At 55.2% G+C, this 16,219-nt stretch carries 21 protein-coding genes, 1 tRNA gene and 3 pseudogenes; 19 read left to right on the top strand and 6 right to left on the bottom strand.

From position 1 onward, the window contains the following. Window positions 1–16: 16 nt before the first annotated feature. On the bottom strand, window positions 17–217 hold the full coding sequence (locus VSQ83_RS15005; RefSeq protein ID WP_019829192.1) for a hypothetical protein: 201 nt from the start codon (window positions 215–217) through the stop codon (window positions 17–19). 165 nt (window positions 218–382) lie between these two features. Between VSQ83_RS15005 and VSQ83_RS15000 the strand changes: the two genes are divergently transcribed. Further along, window positions 383–688, top strand: coding sequence for a hypothetical protein (locus VSQ83_RS15000; RefSeq protein ID WP_133076151.1), 306 nt, complete (start codon window positions 383–385; stop codon window positions 686–688). Between the two features lie 159 nt (window positions 689–847). Next, complete coding sequence (locus tag VSQ83_RS14995) at window positions 848–1,156, top strand: I78 family peptidase inhibitor (RefSeq protein ID WP_133076152.1); 309 nt, start codon at window positions 848–850, stop codon at window positions 1,154–1,156. Window positions 1,157–1,229: 73 nt separating this feature from the next. On the opposite strand, the gene VSQ83_RS14990 is transcribed toward VSQ83_RS14995, so the two are convergent. Together VSQ83_RS14990 and VSQ83_RS14985 are read right to left on the bottom strand one after the other, a co-directional pair. Further along, complete coding sequence (locus tag VSQ83_RS14990; RefSeq protein WP_003179963.1) at window positions 1,230–1,442, bottom strand: cold-shock protein; 213 nt, start codon at window positions 1,440–1,442, stop codon at window positions 1,230–1,232. A gap of 293 nt (window positions 1,443–1,735) precedes the next feature. After that, the gene (locus VSQ83_RS14985; protein ID WP_133076153.1) at window positions 1,736–2,038 is read right to left on the bottom strand and encodes a hypothetical protein; all 303 of its coding nucleotides are present in this window, start codon (window positions 2,036–2,038) and stop codon (window positions 1,736–1,738) included. A gap of 364 nt (window positions 2,039–2,402) precedes the next feature. On the opposite strand from VSQ83_RS14985, the gene thrS reads away from it, so the two are divergent. The 9 genes from thrS (at window position 2,403) to VSQ83_RS14940 (ending at window position 9,845) form a co-directional block, all read left to right on the top strand. Beyond that, window positions 2,403–4,325, top strand: a complete 1,923-nt coding sequence (gene thrS, locus VSQ83_RS14980; protein WP_326397700.1) for a threonine--tRNA ligase — start codon at window positions 2,403–2,405, stop codon at window positions 4,323–4,325. Beyond that, window positions 4,325–4,876: a translation initiation factor IF-3 gene (infC, locus tag VSQ83_RS14975; RefSeq protein ID WP_171970586.1), complete on the top strand. Its 552-nt coding sequence runs from the start codon at window positions 4,325–4,327 to the stop codon at window positions 4,874–4,876. Before thrS ends, infC begins: the two co-directional genes overlap by 1 nt. Before the next feature lie 59 nt (window positions 4,877–4,935). Next, complete coding sequence (gene rpmI / locus VSQ83_RS14970; protein ID WP_003442181.1) at window positions 4,936–5,130, top strand: 50S ribosomal protein L35; 195 nt, start codon at window positions 4,936–4,938, stop codon at window positions 5,128–5,130. A 28-nt stretch (window positions 5,131–5,158) separates the two neighbouring features. Then, window positions 5,159–5,515, top strand: a complete 357-nt coding sequence (gene rplT, locus VSQ83_RS14965; protein ID WP_003442184.1) for a 50S ribosomal protein L20 — start codon at window positions 5,159–5,161, stop codon at window positions 5,513–5,515. Between the two features lie 109 nt (window positions 5,516–5,624). Then, window positions 5,625–6,641 carry a phenylalanine--tRNA ligase subunit alpha gene (gene pheS, locus VSQ83_RS14960; RefSeq protein ID WP_019829200.1) on the top strand — a complete coding sequence of 339 codons (1,017 nt, stop codon included), beginning with the start codon at window positions 5,625–5,627 and terminating at the stop codon, window positions 6,639–6,641. Window positions 6,642–6,667: 26 nt separating this feature from the next. Further along, window positions 6,668–9,046 (top strand): phenylalanine--tRNA ligase subunit beta, encoded by a 2,379-nt coding sequence (gene pheT, locus VSQ83_RS14955; RefSeq protein WP_326427127.1) that lies wholly within the window; start codon window positions 6,668–6,670, stop codon window positions 9,044–9,046. Window positions 9,047–9,049: 3 nt separating this feature from the next. Continuing rightward, complete coding sequence (ihfA, locus tag VSQ83_RS14950) at window positions 9,050–9,352, top strand: integration host factor subunit alpha (RefSeq protein ID WP_002553164.1); 303 nt, start codon at window positions 9,050–9,052, stop codon at window positions 9,350–9,352. Next, window positions 9,333–9,689, top strand: a complete 357-nt coding sequence (locus VSQ83_RS14945; protein WP_019829202.1) for a MerR family transcriptional regulator — start codon at window positions 9,333–9,335, stop codon at window positions 9,687–9,689. The genes ihfA and VSQ83_RS14945 overlap by 20 nt, the downstream gene beginning before the upstream one ends. A 79-nt stretch (window positions 9,690–9,768) precedes the next feature. Further along, a tRNA-Pro gene (locus VSQ83_RS14940) sits at window positions 9,769–9,845 on the top strand. A gap of 87 nt (window positions 9,846–9,932) precedes the next feature. Here VSQ83_RS14940 and VSQ83_RS14935 read toward each other — a convergent pair. Beyond that, a pseudogene (locus tag VSQ83_RS14935) lies at window positions 9,933–10,295 on the bottom strand (integrase); the annotation flags it as partial. Here VSQ83_RS14935 and VSQ83_RS14930 point away from each other — a divergent pair. The 8 genes and pseudogenes from VSQ83_RS14930 to VSQ83_RS14895 all read left to right on the top strand — a co-directional run. Then, window positions 10,206–10,712 carry a hypothetical protein gene (locus tag VSQ83_RS14930; protein WP_326427749.1) on the top strand — a complete coding sequence of 169 codons (507 nt, stop codon included), beginning with the start codon at window positions 10,206–10,208 and terminating at the stop codon, window positions 10,710–10,712. The pseudogene VSQ83_RS14935 and the gene VSQ83_RS14930 sit on opposite strands and share 90 nt — an antisense overlap. Before the next feature lie 7 nt (window positions 10,713–10,719). After that, complete coding sequence (locus VSQ83_RS14925; protein ID WP_326427126.1) at window positions 10,720–11,295, top strand: hypothetical protein; 576 nt, start codon at window positions 10,720–10,722, stop codon at window positions 11,293–11,295. A gap of 9 nt (window positions 11,296–11,304) precedes the next feature. Then, window positions 11,305–12,150: a phage tail protein gene (locus tag VSQ83_RS14920; protein ID WP_326427125.1), complete on the top strand. Its 846-nt coding sequence runs from the start codon at window positions 11,305–11,307 to the stop codon at window positions 12,148–12,150. After that, window positions 12,125–12,331, top strand: coding sequence for a tail protein X (locus tag VSQ83_RS14915; protein ID WP_326427124.1), 207 nt, complete (start codon window positions 12,125–12,127; stop codon window positions 12,329–12,331). Before VSQ83_RS14920 ends, VSQ83_RS14915 begins: the two co-directional genes overlap by 26 nt. Before the next feature lie 74 nt (window positions 12,332–12,405). Further along, a complete protein-coding gene (locus tag VSQ83_RS14910; RefSeq protein WP_326427123.1) occupies window positions 12,406–13,449 on the top strand; it encodes a phage late control D family protein in 1,044 nt (347 codons plus the stop codon). 57 nt (window positions 13,450–13,506) lie between these two features. Continuing rightward, window positions 13,507–14,041: pseudogene (locus tag VSQ83_RS14905) on the top strand (glycoside hydrolase family 19 protein). Then, entirely contained in the window at window positions 14,038–14,562 is a 525-nt protein-coding gene (locus VSQ83_RS14900) for a lysis system i-spanin subunit Rz (RefSeq protein WP_326427122.1), read from the top strand. The pseudogene VSQ83_RS14905 and the gene VSQ83_RS14900 overlap by 4 nt, the downstream one beginning before the upstream one ends. A 150-nt stretch (window positions 14,563–14,712) precedes the next feature. Then, window positions 14,713–14,826, top strand: a pseudogene (locus tag VSQ83_RS14895) (DNA adenine methylase); the annotation flags it as partial. 56 nt (window positions 14,827–14,882) lie between these two features. Here VSQ83_RS14895 and VSQ83_RS14890 read toward each other — a convergent pair. Both VSQ83_RS14890 and VSQ83_RS14885 read right to left on the bottom strand, forming a co-directional pair. Continuing rightward, entirely contained in the window at window positions 14,883–15,548 is a 666-nt protein-coding gene (locus tag VSQ83_RS14890) for a cell division protein FtsQ (protein WP_326427121.1), read from the bottom strand. Further along, window positions 15,548–16,213, bottom strand: coding sequence for an SGNH/GDSL hydrolase family protein (locus VSQ83_RS14885; protein WP_326427120.1), 666 nt, complete (start codon window positions 16,211–16,213; stop codon window positions 15,548–15,550). The genes VSQ83_RS14890 and VSQ83_RS14885 overlap by 1 nt, the downstream gene beginning before the upstream one ends. Window positions 16,214–16,219: the final 6 nt, after the last annotated feature.

Below are 16,219 nucleotides of genomic sequence, written 5' to 3'. Positions count from 1 at the left end.
TTGACGGGGCGCAGTGTCAGGTCAGTTTCGACAGTTCAGTCGGTTTGTACTTTTCGAAAACCTGGCTGACAAAAGCTCGGGCAGCCTCTGTCCCAAGCTCCTTGACTAAAAGGTCGATGCCGATGATGGCCAGCTCTTCAGGGCTGCCAGGGCTGTAGGAACATTGCCCTTGATGCCATTTGGCCTTGATATCTGCATCGATGCTGACTGTTGTCATTGGGTGCTCATGATAAGGGGCGTGGGAAAGAGATTTTAGCAAAAAGTCGTCCCGAAGCTATCACGAGACCACCGTAAATAGTGTGACTGATATTTTGAGGCCTCAACTTTCCCATGAGATCCATGCTGCATGCCACACTTGCACTTTTCAAGAGTGGTGCAGGCCATGCAAATTGATCTTAACGACCCTGAAGGTTTAACCCTTGCTGCTGTACGTCAGTTACTGGCTTCGGCCAGTGACGATGCACATACGCAGTTGCGCGTGACCAAGGCGGGTATTGCCTACATTTCATCGGGTGTGGTGGGCGGTGTAGACATCGACGGGCTGCTTTTCAGGCTGGAGACATGGGCGGCAGGTTCAGGCTATGTCGGGAAAGTTGCGGCAAGTGATGAGGTCTGGGTGATGCAGATCTCCAATGCCCTTAAAGACAATTGGCCTAATCCGCCATTTGACTACATTGATGTGTACTGATTCCCACATATTTGGCAATGATTGGGTGTGCGCGTTAAATGCCTGCTCGGGCACACTTGTTCGTGCGTTGAGCAATCAGAAGATGCTATCAGGCACCATGAAACCTAATTGCGATATAGCTGTCGCAAGGGTTCGGACTATTTATTTTAAGGAGGCTTCATGTCTTGGAAGCTAGTGTCATTGGGTTCGTTGTTGGCGGTCGTAGCGCTGTCAGGGTGCAGCACGTCGAATTCGGATAAGGACCCCGTCACTGAGGCAGGGCATAGTCGTTGCGATGCTAAAGCTGCAGCATTTGTGATTGGCCAAAAAGCGTCGGCGCAGCTCCTGGAGCAGGCTCGTGTCAAGGCGGGAGCGCAGAATGCACGCCTCTTGTCACCGCACGACATCATGACGCTCGAGTATCGCTCGGACCGCTTGAATCTTAATACTGACGACAATGCAGTCATTACCCGCGTGAACTGCGGCTAAGCAGCACGGCTGGCTTTGTTTCAGGCATAAAAAACCCCGTCACATGGACGGGGTTTTTTTGTTCGAGGGAGATTTACTCCGGACGAACCTGTGCAGCTTGCATACCCTTTTGGCCTTTCTCAGCCACGAAGGAAACGGTTTGGCCTTCTTTCAGGCTTTTGAAACCGTCGCTTTCGATAGCTTTGAAGTGTACGAACAGGTCGTCACCGCCACCTTGAGGAGTGATGAAGCCGAAGCCTTTTTCATCGTTGAACCATTTTACGGTGCCGGTTTGGCGATTAGACATGGTGTATCTCCAAGAAACTTATATTTTCAGTAGTACTGTGCTGCTCAGGCCAACTGGGCACACCGAGGTATCATAGTCGAAATGTGCGCTTTGGGAGCCCCCCTGAGCTGAAGATTGCTGCAATGTTCGTTTTCTTTTACTGTTCAAAACTCTCGAAACCCCCGTTTTACGGGGGGTTGAGGGTTGAAAACACTTAAAAAAAAAGCACGCCCGAATGCATGTTTTTTACGCAAAACAGGTTTTTAGGCCTGTTTTGCCCTCAATCAGGTCCCGATTCGTCATGGGAATGAGGGCTATTTAGTGGCTCGACAGGCCTGTATTGCATCCAGAGCTTTGGTTCTAAGCTCTGCGCTCGGCTGGGTTGTCTTGCTCATCAGTTGCTGGATTTCGGCAGTCGAAAACTTCTCGGACAACTTGTCCGCTCCGCATGCGCAATGCTGTTGGGCTGTCTTTACGTCGACGCTTTGGCTTGCCGCCGCTACGCAGTCCTTCATGTAGTCTTTTTTTGCGCCGGCTGGCCAGTTGTCGGCCTGGGCGCTCAGGGGTAACAGCATTGCCAAAGGTGCTGCGAAGGCGAGTAAGCGGATCATGCGCATAAGATGCTCCTTGTAAGCATTAAAACCGAGTGTGTATCACTGAGTATCTGAGAGGTTAGTGCAGCTCAAGTTCACCCATCTGTAAAAAACCTCCCTTTATTTTGGATGCAGGGCAGTGCGTATAACAGGGCGCGTGCATCTGTGCTAGCATGCCGCCCTTGGCTATTTTGTGTGTTTGCATGCTCTCAGAGTTGCAGGGCAATGCCATTAACCTTATTGATTTGAACTCCAGTCACTCTGGTTCGGTTTTAGGTTGGCCGCAAGGCTCCTGCCACTGTGAGGCAGGCATACCACCGAATCGCGTACTGGCTCATCCCAACCCACGTGACCTTTGGTAGGGGTCACCACTAGGAGAGGAGGCGCCATGCCAACTATTACTCTTCCCGACGGCAGTCAACGCTCTTTCGATCATCCAGTATCAGTTGCCGAGGTCGCCGCTTCGATTGGCGCTGGCCTGGCTAAAGCTACCGTGGCCGGCAAGGTCAACGGCAAGCTGGTGGATGCCTGCGATCTGATTGAAAACGACGCCACCCTGCAAATCATCACGCCCAAGGATGAAGAGGGGCTGGAGATTATTCGCCACTCTTGCGCCCACTTGGTTGGCCATGCAGTCAAGCAACTGTTTCCGACGGCCAAAATGGTGATCGGTCCGGTTATCGACGAAGGTTTTTATTACGATATCGCTTATGAGCGTCCGTTTACTCCGGATGACATGGCTGCAATCGAAAAGCGCATGCAGCTGCTGATCGAAAAAGATTACGACGTCATCAAGAAAGTGACTCCGCGTGCCGAAGTGATCGAGATGTTTGCCGCTCGTGGTGAAGACTACAAGCTGCGCTTGATCGAAGACATGCCGAACGAACAGGCCATGGGTCTGTACTTTCACGAAGAGTACGTCGACATGTGCCGCGGGCCTCACGTCCCGAACACTCGCTTCCTGAAGTCGTTCAAGCTGACCAAGCTGTCGGGCGCCTACTGGCGTGGCGATGCGAAAAACGAGCAGCTGCAACGTATCTACGGCACTGCCTGGGCTGACAAGAAGCAGCTGGCGGCATACGTCCTGCGCATTGAAGAAGCTGAAAAGCGCGATCACCGTAAAATCGGCAAGCGTCTTGGTCTGTTCCACACCCAGGAAGAAGCTCCGGGCATGGTGTTCTGGCACCCTAATGGCTGGACGCTTTATCAGGTGCTTGAGCAGTACATGCGCAAAGTGCAGCGCGAAAACGGTTATCTGGAGATCAAGACTCCCCAGGTAGTAGATCGCAGCTTGTGGGAAAAGTCCGGGCACTGGGCCAACTACGCCGACAACATGTTTACGACTCAGTCGGAAAGCCGCGATTACGCGATCAAGCCGATGAACTGCCCTTGCCACGTGCAAGTGTTCAATCAGGGCCTGAAAAGCTACCGTGAGCTGCCACTGCGTCTGGCGGAATTTGGCGCTTGCCATCGTAATGAGCCGTCGGGTGCCTTGCACGGCATCATGCGTGTTCGAGGCTTTACGCAGGACGATGCGCATATTTTCTGCACCGAAGAACAGATGCAGGCTGAGTCTGCTGCCTTTATCAAGCTGACGCTGGATGTCTACGCAGACTTCGGGTTCAAGGACATTGAGCTCAAACTGTCGACGCGTCCTGAAAAGCGCGTTGGTTCTGATGAACTGTGGGATCGCGCTGAAAGCGCATTGGCTTCAGCCCTTGATAGCGCTGGCCTGGCTTATGATTTGCAGCCGGGCGAGGGTGCCTTTTACGGGCCCAAGATTGAATTTTCTCTGAAAGATTGTCTGGGTCGTGTCTGGCAATGTGGTACCCTGCAGCTCGATTTCAACCTGCCGATCCGTCTTGGCGCAGAATATGTGTCTGAAGACAACAGTCGCAAGCAACCCGTTATGCTGCACCGTGCGATCCTCGGATCGTTCGAACGCTTCATCGGAATTCTGATTGAGCATTACGAAGGTGCGTTCCCTGCGTGGCTAGCGCCGACTCAGGCAGTGATCATGAATATCACTGATAAACAGGCAGATTTTGCTGCTGAAGTTGAAAAAACTCTCAATCAGAGCGGATTTCGTGCCAAGTCTGACTTGAGAAATGAAAAGATCGGCTTTAAAATCCGCGAGCATACTTTGCTCAAGGTTCCTTATCTCTTGGTTATCGGAGATCGGGAAGTCGAGATGCAGACTGTCGCTGTGCGTACACGTGAAGGTGCTGACCTGGGCTCGATGCCCGTCGCGCAATTCGCTGAATTCCTCGCACAAGCGGTTTCCCGGCGTGGTCGCCATGATTCGGAGTAATTATTATTAAGCGTGAAATGAGACAAGATAAACGAGCTGCACCGAAAGCCCCGATCAACGAGAATATCTCGGCACGCGAGGTTCGGTTAATTGGGGCTGAAGGCGAGCAGCTTGGGATTGTGTCAATTGAAGACGCGCTTCTTAAAGCTGAAGAGGCCAAACTGGATTTGGTGGAAATTTCCGCTGATGCAGTACCCCCAGTTTGCAAGCTGATGGACTACGGCAAATCTATCTTCGAAAAGAAGAAACAGGTTGCCGCTGCAAAGAAAAACCAGAAACAGATCCAGGTTAAAGAAATCAAGTTTCGTCCAGGGACGGAGGAAGGGGATTACCAGGTAAAACTGCGCAACCTGGTACGTTTCCTGAGTGATGGGGACAGGGCCAAGGTATCTTTACGATTCCGCGGCCGTGAGATGGCCCACCAGGAGCTGGGTATGGAACTGTTGAAGCGGGTTGAAGGTGACCTGCTTGAATACGGGACCGTCGAACAGCATCCTAAGATGGAAGGACGCCAACTGATTATGGTCATCGCCCCGAAAAAGAAGAAGTAATCACTAGGGCACGGCAGGCCTTTTGATTATGTTTATCAACTGAATGCGGAGTACCGAACATGCCAAAGATGAAAACTAAGAGTGGTGCTGCTAAGCGGTTTCTGAAAACTGCTAACGGCATCAAGCACAAGCACGCTTTCAAGAGCCACATCCTGACCAAAATGTCGACTAAGCGTAAGCGTCAATTGCGCGGTAGCAGCTTGCTGCATCCGTCTGACGTGGCAAAAGTGAAGCGCATGCTGCGCCTTTGCTAATTTCGGTCAAGAATAGAGGAAGTAACTCATGGCTCGTGTAAAGCGTGGCGTTGTCGCCCGTAAACGTCACAAAAAAATTCTGAAACTGGCTAAAGGCTACTACGGCGCACGCTCACGCGTATTCCGTGTTGCCAAGCAAGCGGTAATCAAGGCAGGCCAATACGCCTACCGTGACCGTCGTCAGAAAAAACGTCAGTTCCGCGCTCTGTGGATCGCTCGTATCAACGCTGGTGCACGTATCAACGGTCTGTCTTACAGCCGTTTCATCGCCGGCCTGAAAAAAGCTTCCATTGAGATCGACCGTAAGGTTCTGTCTGATCTGGCAGTGAACGAAAAAGCGGCGTTTGCTGCGATTGTCGAGAAAGCTAAAGCCACCTTGGCTTAAGTATCCCCGACATTCACCTGGGCTTGCCTGTGTGAGCCCAGGTGCTAAACGTCTTAAATAGGGGAAGAGCCTTCAAGCTCTTCCCCTATTTTGTATCTGGAGTCTGTACATGGAAAACCTGGATGCGCTGGTCTCTCAAGCACTAGAGGCTGTGCAAAGCGCTGAAGATATCAATGCCCTGGAGCAAATCCGGGTTCAATACCTTGGCAAAAAGGGTGAATTGACTCAGGTGATGAAGACCTTGGGCAATCTGCCGGCAGAAGAGCGTCCGCAGGTGGGTGCCCTGATCAACGTTGCCAAGGAGCGTGTCACAGAGGTTCTCAATGCACGCAAGGCACTGTTTGAAGAGGCTGATCTAGCCGCCAAACTGTCTGCCGAGTCCATTGACGTGACCCTGCCTGGTCGTGGCCAGACCTCAGGCGGTCTGCATCCGGTTACCCGGACTCTGGAGCGTATCGAGCAGTTCTTCACACATATTGGCTACGGCATTGCCGAAGGCCCTGAGGTCGAAGACGACTATCACAACTTTGAAGCGCTCAACATCCCAGGCCATCACCCGGCCCGGTCGATGCATGACACCTTCTATTTCAATGCAAACATGTTGTTGCGCACCCATACCTCGCCGGTACAGGTCCGCACCATGGAATCGCAGCAGCCGCCGATCCGCATTGTCTGCCCGGGCCGTGTGTATCGTAGCGACTCCGATATCACCCACTCGCCGATGTTTCACCAGGTTGAAGGCCTGCTGGTAGATCGCGATATCAACTTCGCGGACCTGAAAGGGACTATCGAAGAGTTCTTGCGGGTGTTCTTCGAAAAAGAACTGGCCGTGCGCTTCCGTCCGTCGTACTTCCCGTTCACAGAGCCTTCCGCTGAAGTGGATATGGAATGCGTGATGTGCAGCGGCAAAGGTTGCCGTGTCTGCAAGCAGACGGGCTGGCTGGAAGTCATGGGCTGCGGCATGGTTCACCCGAACGTGCTGCGCATGTCCGGAATCGATCCGGAAGAGTTTTCGGGCTTTGCCTTCGGTATGGGCGTTGAGCGTCTGGCGATGCTGCGTTACGGCGTGAATGACTTGCGTCTGTTCTTCGACAACGACTTGCGGTTCCTCGCGCAATTTCGCTAGTCGTAACGAATTCTTAGGAGAGCAGGATGAAATTCAGTGAACAATGGCTGCGTGGTTGGGTAAACCCGCAGGTAGGTCGCGACGAGCTGGTTGCTCGTCTGTCGATGGCCGGTCTTGAGGTCGACAGCGTTTCGCCGGCCGCCGGTGTATTCAGTGGTGTGGTCGTGGGCGAGGTGCTGAGCACTGAGCAGCACCCCGATGCCGACAAGCTGCGTGTTTGCCAGGTCAGCAATGGTTCTGAGACTTTTCAGGTGGTTTGTGGCGCGCCTAACGTGCGTCCAGGCCTGAAGATTCCGTTCGCCATGATCGGCGCCCAGCTGCCAGGCGACTTCAAAATCAAGAAAGCCAAACTGCGTGGTGTCGAGTCAAACGGCATGTTGTGCTCGCAAGCAGAGCTGCAGGTGGGTGAAGGCAACGACGGCCTGATGGAGCTGCCTGCAGATGCTCCAGTGGGTGAAGATATTCGGGTTTACCTGAGCCTCGAAGACGCCAGTATTGAAGTAGATCTGACCCCTAACCGAGGTGACTGCCTCTCGCTTGCAGGTCTTGCTCGTGAAGTCGGCGCTTTGTACGCGGCACCAGTGACTCGCCCTGTTGTGGCTGTTGTACCGGCTGAACATGACGAAGTCCGTTCTGTCGAGGTTCTGGCTCCTGCTGCTTGCCCGCGTTACCTGGGGCGTGTAATCCGCAACGTTGACCTGTCCCGGCCAACGCCGCTGTGGATGGTTGAGCGTTTGCGCCGCGCCGATGTGCGCAGCATCGATGCGGCTGTCGACGTCACCAATTATGTGATGCTGGAACTGGGCCAACCGTTGCATGCGTTTGACCTTGCCGAAATCAATGGCGGCATTCGTGTGCGCATGGCTGAAGAAGGCGAGAAGCTGGTTTTGCTCGACGGCCAGGAAGTTTCCCTGCGTAGCGACACACTGGTGATTGCAGACCATGCCCGTGCCTTGGCGATTGCAGGTGTAATGGGTGGCGAACACAGCGGTGTAACAGCCAAAACCCGCGATGTCTTCCTTGAAAGTGCTTTCTTTGATCAGATTGCTGTCGCTGGCAAGGCCCGCTCATACGGTTTGCACACTGACGCTTCGCACCGCTACGAGCGTGGCGTTGACTGGAAGCTGGCCCGTGAAGCGATGGAACGCGCTACTGGCCTGCTGCTGGAGATCACTGGCGGCGAAGCCGGCCCGATCATCGAAACCGTGAATGAGCAGTATCTGCCATCGATTGCGCCGATCACTTTGCGTGCGGCTCGTATCAGCCAGATGCTGGGCATGGAAATGGACTTGGCGGAAGTTGAGCAACTGCTCAGCGCCTTGGGCCTGACTATTACCGCGGAAGGTGAAGGGCAGTGGCGCGTAGAAGTGCCTAGTCATCGCTTTGATATCAGCCTGGAAGTTGACCTGATCGAAGAGCTGGCCCGCCTGTACGGCTACAACCGCCTGCCGGTTCGTTATCCGCAGGCCCGACTTGCACCGCAAGCCAAGGCTGAAGCACGCAGCGACCTGCCTGAGCTGCGTCGTCTGCTGGTAGCGCGTGGTTATCAGGAAGCGATTACTTACAGTTTCATCGACCCGAAACAGTTCGAACTGTTCAGCCCGGGTGTTGAGCCACTGTTGCTGGCAAACCCGATCTCAAACGACATGGCAGCTATGCGCGCCTCGTTGTGGCCAGGCTTGGTCAAGTCATTGCAGCACAACCTGAATCGTCAGCAAGATCGCGTTCGCCTGTTCGAAAGTGGTTTACGTTTTGTAGGTCAGCTTGAAGGTCTTAAGCAAGAGCCGATGCTCGCAGGTGTAGTTTGCGGCAGTCGTCTTCCTGAGGGTTGGGCGCAAGGGCGCGAAGTCGTTGACTTCTTTGACGTCAAAGCGGATGTAGAGGCTGTTTTGGGTTTTGCTGGTGCACTGGATTCATTCAGTTTCGTGCCAGGAAAGCATCCTGCACTACACCCAGGCCAGACCGCTCGTATTGAACGTGATGGTCGAGAAGTCGGCTATGTCGGTGCCATTCATCCGGAGCTGTCAAAAAACCTCGGCCTTGATCGGCCAGTGTTTGTCTTCGAGCTGGTTTTGGCTGAAGTGGCGCTAGGTAAAATGCCTAAATTCCATGAGTTATCGCGCTTTCCTGAAGTGCGTCGTGACTTGGCGTTGTTGGCCGATCGTGACGTTGCAGCCAGTGCTGTACTGGATGTAATTCGTGAAAATGCAGGCGAGTGGCTCACGGAGCTAAGGTTATTTGACGTTTACCAGGGTAAAGGTATTGATCCGCATAGAAAAAGCCTTGCAGTTGGCTTGACCTGGCAGCATCCATCGCGCACTCTTAATGACGATGAGGTGAACGCCACGACGCAAAATATTCTCACCTCGCTTGAAAAAAGGTTGAACGCCACGTTAAGGAAGTGACGTATGGGGGCTCTGACGAAAGCTGAAATGGCGGAACGTCTTTATGAAGAGTTGGGCCTGAATAAACGAGAAGCCAAAGAATTGGTGGAATTGTTTTTCGAAGAAATCAGGCACGCTCTTGAAGACAACGAGCAAGTCAAATTGTCAGGTTTTGGCAATTTTGATCTGCGTGACAAGCGACAGCGGCCAGGCCGCAATCCGAAAACGGGAGAAGAAATCCCGATCACGGCTCGCCGTGTAGTCACTTTTCGTCCAGGGCAGAAGTTGAAGGCCCGAGTAGAGGCTTATGCTGGAACCAAGTCATAACGACGAGCTCCCGCCGATCCCAGGCAAACGCTACTTCGCCATTGGCGAAGTCAGCGAGCTCTGTGCGGTAAAACCGCACGTGCTGCGCTATTGGGAGCAAGAGTTTCCTCAACTCAACCCTGTGAAACGTCGCGGAAATCGCCGGTATTATCAGCGTCAGGATGTGCTGATGATCCGGCAAATTCGTGCACTGCTTTACGATCAAGGGTTCACCATTGGAGGAGCGCGCTTGCGACTCTCTGGGGATGAAGCCAAAGATGACACCACCCAGTACAAGCAATTAATTCGCCAAACCATTTCCGAGTTGGAAGATGTTTTGCTGGTCCTTAGAAAGTAACTACAGCGTTTAAAATACTTTCGTATTTCAAAAGCTTAAGGTATATTTCTCGACGTACTAGCAAGTTGTAACGCCTAGTCGGGGCGTAGCGCAGTCCGGTAGCGCACTAGCATGGGGTGCTAGGGGTCGAGTGTTCGAATCACTCCGTCCCGACCATATTCTGTAAGGGGATCAAGTACTTAGGTGCTTGATCCCCTTTCTCGTTTCTGGCCTGCGCAAAACTGGCGCAAAATGCGCGCAAAACTATCCAGTGATTTCGCTGATATTCAGGTCCGGAACCGCATCCGACCAGATCACATCGGCGTGGTCTTTCTGGTAGTTCTTGGTCATGGTCTCGCTGGCATGGCCCGCAATAGCCTGACCATCTTTACCGGCTCTTTTGTACAGGTGCAGCGACAGCGCGCGCACTTCGTGAAAACCCGGCATTTCCTCTTCTTTCCAATCCGCATAACAGCCAGCAAGTTCCCGCGCCTCTTTAAAAGAGCGCGTTAGAAAGCGATCCTGAACCTTCGTCCAATGCTCTTTGGTCTGCGCTTGCGCCTACGCCTGCTTCTGCAGCAGTCGTTGCGGCTTGCGATGAATCAGGAAAGGGGAGGCGATGTTGTCTTGGGTGGTCGTGACAGTAATGCGGTGCAGAGAGTCTTTGTCACCAACGCCGAAGATGCTGGCAACAGCGCACCGGACATCAAAGGCTCGAAAGTGCTGGCTCTGGCTGAAATTGGACTGAAGGCGCTAGGTGGCAAAAAGGACGGGGACAGTGGAGAGGGCGAGGGTAAGGGCTTTAACCCGGTTGATGTTGGGCTCAAGGTGCTGGACGTGTTCCGAGAAGCCAGCACCGGCGAAGGTGAGGAGTCGGGGCCGCAGAAGGTGTTTTTGGTCAACGCGGCGGCCATAGGTGGTTATGGGGCGGGTGGCGCTGCAGGCAGATGTGGCCGTCGGCGCAGTTGCGCAGGTAACCGCAACGGCACGCGTCGGGCAGGTGGCGGACCTCGTCCGCCCAATCCCCGGCGCTGCGCTATTTGAAGGCGGCATGCGTTTGCTCGACACCTACCAAAATGCCGAAACGCAGGACGCCCAGGCCGAAGGCTACGGTGCTGCAGCAGGGAATATGGCCGGAGCGGCTGCAGGTGCTGCCATCGGCTCCGTAGTACCGGTGCTGGGTACCGCAATTGGCGGGGTAGTCGGCGGCATTCTCGGCAGCATGGGCGGTGAGTCCATCGGCGCGAGCCTGGGTAAATCGTGGTTCGGTTCAGTGGATCAAAAAACGTCGGCACCCACAGTCAATGCACAGGCATTTGATCCGCGCTTAACCCGTGGCTTGCCGGGGGCAACCAATATGGGGGATGTCGTGCGTTCGTTTTCCAGCGCGTCAGCCACGGGGCCACTGGCCATGCCACCGAAAGTTGAGCCGGTGCTCAAAGTCGAACCGCCAAAGATCGATCAGAAAATCGACATCAATGCGCCGCTTCAAATCACCGTGAAAGGCGATGTCAAAGACCCGGCCGCACTGGCCCGGGAACTCCAACCGCACCTGCAGCGGCAGATGGAACAAATCGGCCAGCAGATGTCGAGCCGTAACTTATATGACGCCCCGCATGTGGGGTAAGGAGCGTACATGGCCTATATGGCGCAGCTGCAGTTGGGGTTGAGCTACCTTACAGCCGCAGGCGAAACCGGACGCCGTAGCCTTGACGGTATGCTTGGCCCGGTCAATGGCGCCATCAACGAGATCACTGGTGCCGCCAACGGACTGGACGATCTACCCTTTGTCAGCGCTGAGACGGGAGCCAAGGTTCAGCGCCTGATACGCGGGATCAGTGCGGCCCAGTCCAAGGTCGGGACAGTGGTGGCCACCTACAACAAGGCCACACGGGCGGCGTCGCTCATTGAAGAACGCCTCGGCGTGCTCCAAGAACAAGTGGGCAGGGCCGCTACGGCGATCAATAACATTGCAGGCAACATCAGCCCGTCGCTGGCCAACATTATTCCGACCGGAGCTTTTGGGGCGGACACCACCCCGGCCGCCGAAGCGGTAAAACCGTTCCCGTACCTGCTGATCATCCAGCCGTTCAAACCGCAATCACAACCCTACTACTTCAACCTGGACACAGCCGCCTTTGAGGAACTGAGTCGCACGACCGATTTTCGCTGGGCATCGCAAGAGCGCCTGACGCGTCGACCAGAACAACAAGCCATCGGCATGGGCGAAGAGCGGATCAAGCTCAAAGGCTCGATTTACCCGGGCTTCAAAGGCGGGCTCAAGCAATTGGACACACTACGCAGTATCGGCGGCGAACTGCAGCCGCTGGGCCTGACCACCGGATACGGCGACGTCCTGGGCAACTGGTGCCTGAAAAGCATCGAAGAAGAGCAGGGCGCCTTCCTGCAAGGCGGCATCCCGCGCAAACAAGCCTTTACCCTAGAGTTTTTACGTTATGGCGACGACCTGCAGAACCGCTAGCGGCGACGTGCTCGACACGATCTGCCAGCAGTATTACGGCCACCTCAACGGCACAGTAGAAACTGTGCTCGATGCCAATCAAGGGCTGGCCGATGAGGTGCAGCCGTATAGGGCAGGGGTGGTTATCTACTTACCGGATCTGCCAGCCCCGAGTAATGAGGTGGTGATGCTGTGGAGCTAATCATCTTTCGTTACGCGTAACGCTTATTTTTAGCTCGCCCTATCAGGCGAGTTTTTTTTGCTTGGTATTTACCTATGACACCAACCTTTCGCCTCGTCGCAGACGGTGCAGACATCACCTCGCTGATTAATGACCGCCTGCTGTTACTGCGGACAACGGACAAACCCGGTATGGAGTCAGACGACTTTGAGCTGCGTATCGATGACCGCGATAGCGCAGTATCACTGCCAAGTCGCGGGGCCAGTATCGAGGTGTTTCTCGGTTACAGCGGTACCGCTCTGACCCGCCTTGGGCGTTACACCGTGGATGAGGTAGAGCTGTCCGGCCCTCCGGACACACTGGTAATCCGGGGCAAGGCCAGCGACATGCGGGGCAGCGGTAAATCCACCCGCAGCGGTAGTTGGGAGAACGTCAGCTTGGCCAGCATCGTCAAGGACGTGGCCGCGCGTAATGGTTGGTCTCCAGTTTGTCCGGTGACCACCACGGTGCCCCGGGCTGACCAACTCAGCGAATCGGACTTTAACTTTATCACCCGGCTGGCAAAGCAATACGACTGCACGGCCAAAGTGGCCGACGGCAAGCTATTGGTCTTGCAACGCCAGGCCGGACAGAGCGCAAGCGGCAAGGCACTGGGGGCGATCACCCTGACCCGTAGCGATGTAAGCCGCTGGCAATTCCGCCTCGCGGATCGCAGCACCCACAAAGCGGTCAGCACCAAGCATCAAAACAAGAAAACCGGAAAGTTGGCCATCATTACCTTGGACAACGAAGACGCTCCGGTCGGACTACCGCCTGTACATACCGATCGCCATATATACCCCAACAAAACAGCCGCCGAACAAGCGGCCAAGGCCCGACTATCCGCTTTCAACCGCTCCACCGCTGCGGTGCGTCTGGAAATGCCCGGGCGCACCGACCTGTTTGCCGAGCGCAGCATCAACGCCCAAGGCTTTAAAACCGGTCTTGATGGCGAGTACCTGGTGGACTCGGTCGAGCAGGTCTTCACCCAAAGCGGCTGGAGTACCACCGTCGAATGCAATGCCGGGAAACAGGGCAAAGCCAAGGCCAAAGGCAAGAAAGCCAAGGTTAAGGCGCCGCTACAAGTCATCGAGCTGTAACCCCCAAACCGACCTCATACAACCCGCCTTGTGCGGGTTTTTTCGTAAGGGCCACTTATGTCGATTACCCAGCAACAACTCCTGCAGATTCTCCCCAACGCTGGTCCAGTTGCCAGCGTTTTTGTGCCGGTACTCAACGCCGCGATGGTGCGTTACCAGATCATTGGCTCCAAGCGCGTGGCCGCGTTTATAGCGCAAATTGCGCCACGAGTCTGGCCAACTGAAATACGTCAAAGAAATCTGGGGGCCAACGGCCGCCCAAGCCAGATATGAAGGCCGCAAAGACCTGGGTAATACCGTGGCGGGCGACGGCTCCAAGTACCGAGGGCGTGGTCTGATCCAAATCACCGGTCGGGCAAACTACATGGCGTGCGGCGAAGCGCTGGGCATTGATCTGATTAAGCAGCCCGAGCTGCTGGAGAAGCCACAGCACGCCTGTATGTCGGCGGCATGGTTCTGGGCGAGCAGGGGGCTCAACACCTTGGCTGACGCTGGCCGGTTCGACCAGATCACTCAGCGCATCAATGGTGGCCAGAATGGCGCGGAGGATCGTCAGGCGCTGTATGCCCGTGCGCTCAAGGTGTTGGCGTGAAGATCGATGCTGTGAAGTGGGGCGGGGTGCTGCTGGTCAACCTTGCCCTGATGGCTGGCAGCGCATGGGCCGCATGGGCTTGGCAGGCTAACGCCTACGGTCAGCAGTTGGCCGCCAAAGAAGCTGACCACCAAACCGAGCGAACCAATCTAGCCAATGCCAATTCCGCACAAAATCTGGCGGAGCAGGGCAAGCGCCTTGCCCTGGAGCAATGGCTGGCAGCCAGCGACCAAGCCCATTACAGAACCCTTACTGATGAAAAAACTAAACAGGCACGCCTGCGTGATCGCCTTGCTACTGCTGACCTGCGGTTGTCAGTCAAACTCGACGCCGCCGGAACTGGTTGTGATGCAGTGCAAACTACCACCGGCGCCGGCGGTGTGGTTTATGGCGCCCGTAGAGCCCAACTTGACCCAGCGCATGCTCAACGAATTATCGGAATCACCGGCGACGGCGACCAAGGATTGATCGCGCTGCAGGCCTGTCAGGCCTATGCCAAAGAAGTATCAGGCACAAAGTAAAAGGAGCGGCCGAAGCTGGATGCGTCAACATCCAGTCCGGCCACCAAACCCGCAGACAATTCCTGCAAGCCCAGTCAAGGCTCCTGCTTCGTGCACAAAGCGGAGCGAGCCTAGCACCTGTCAATCCATACAGAAAAGGTCTTGCACATTATGTCTTCACCCATCATTCCTTGGATGGGCGGCAAACGCCGTCTGGCCGACCGCCTTATTCCCCTGTTCCCACCCCACGAATGTTACGTCGAAGTCTTCGCCGGTGGCGCGAGTTAGCAATTACACCGTGTACGATGGACGACATGGCCATATGGTAGTGTTGGGCTCGATCAGTTAACGAGTGCGTCAGAGGCGAACAGCAACTTCGAGCCCTTGTCTGAAGGAACGGCCAACACGCTGTAGCGCCCGCCCGCCTTAAGGGTGAGCGTCAGCGGCTGGTCCACCGGCGCACCGGCGCACTTGAGCTGCACTGACAACTCCACCGGGTTGATCATACGCCGCTGCAATGCACCTTCAGCGACCTTTTTGAACAGCTCAGCTTTTTGCGCCACGGCTTCCAGACCGGCATCGGCACAGGTGGCGTCGGCATTGATAAACGCCAGGGAAGCCTTGAGCGCATTGAAGTCGTCTGGAACTTCGCGTACCACCAATTGGCGCATGGCACCCTTAGCGTCGGCCAGTGCAAACACTGTGGCGAATTCGCCATGCGCCACTTTCACGGAGAAGTCTGTGTTTTTGCCAGCCCTGCTCAACACGCCTTTGATCGGTTTGTCGCCACCGACCACCGGCAGGAACTCCGACACTGCTTTGTCACCGCTCAACACCAGGTTGGCCTTGGAGCCGTCCGCCACCAGCTTCAACTCACCGAGGGTGGCGTTGACAAACCGCAGGAACGCCGCGTCTTGCTCTGGACCAGTCGGGTACAACGGGATGTCGGCACTGTAGGCACTGACGCTAGCTAGCAAAGTCAACAGGCCCACAGATATCCGTTTCATTATTTACTTCCTTTAACATAGGCCGATGGTGGCAGGTCACCTAGGGCAGTACCGATCGCCTTGGCCCACTTCTGATAACCGTCGATAGTTAAATGCTGGCCGTCGGTGGTGATCCACTCGCCCGGCTTGGAGAAGGTCAGCGAGTCGATGTATGCGCACGGTGCCACGTTACTGGCCAGGAACGACGACATCAGCTTGGTACGAGTGTCGTCTTTCTTGTACTGGGAGCCGACCCTGCCCCATGGCGGGCCTACCCACACGCATTTGGTGCCGGTTTCAGCGATGGCCTTGGTCAGCGACGTCACGCTTTTCCAGGCCCAGGCTTTAGGGAATACCGGGTTGGTGTAGGAGCCCATGGTGTCGCCGATGATCAACACAACCACGTCGGGTTTGTCTTTGGCGATCAGCTCTTGGATCGGCGTGGTGCTCATGGCGTTCTTGCCATAGATCACGGCCTTGCCGGTGGGCGTACGTTCGCCGCCGCATTCGACTTTTTTCGGCACAATCCAATCCGCCGCACCTGCACCGCAGGCACCGATGGAGTGAACCACTGCGCCTTGCTTGGTGAGGTTGTCTTGCAGCGGGTCGAGCAACGAATTGGGAAAACTCATATGACTTTCGCCCAATACCAGCATGGTTAGGCCGGCAATCGCAGAAACAGGCATTAATGC

This window comes from Pseudomonas sp. DSV-1 (genome assembly GCF_035830915.1).
Lineage (GTDB): Bacteria > Pseudomonadota > Gammaproteobacteria > Pseudomonadales > Pseudomonadaceae > Aquipseudomonas.
The sequence above is the reverse complement of the archived record's forward strand: the minus strand, read 5'-3'. Positions and strand labels throughout refer to the sequence as shown.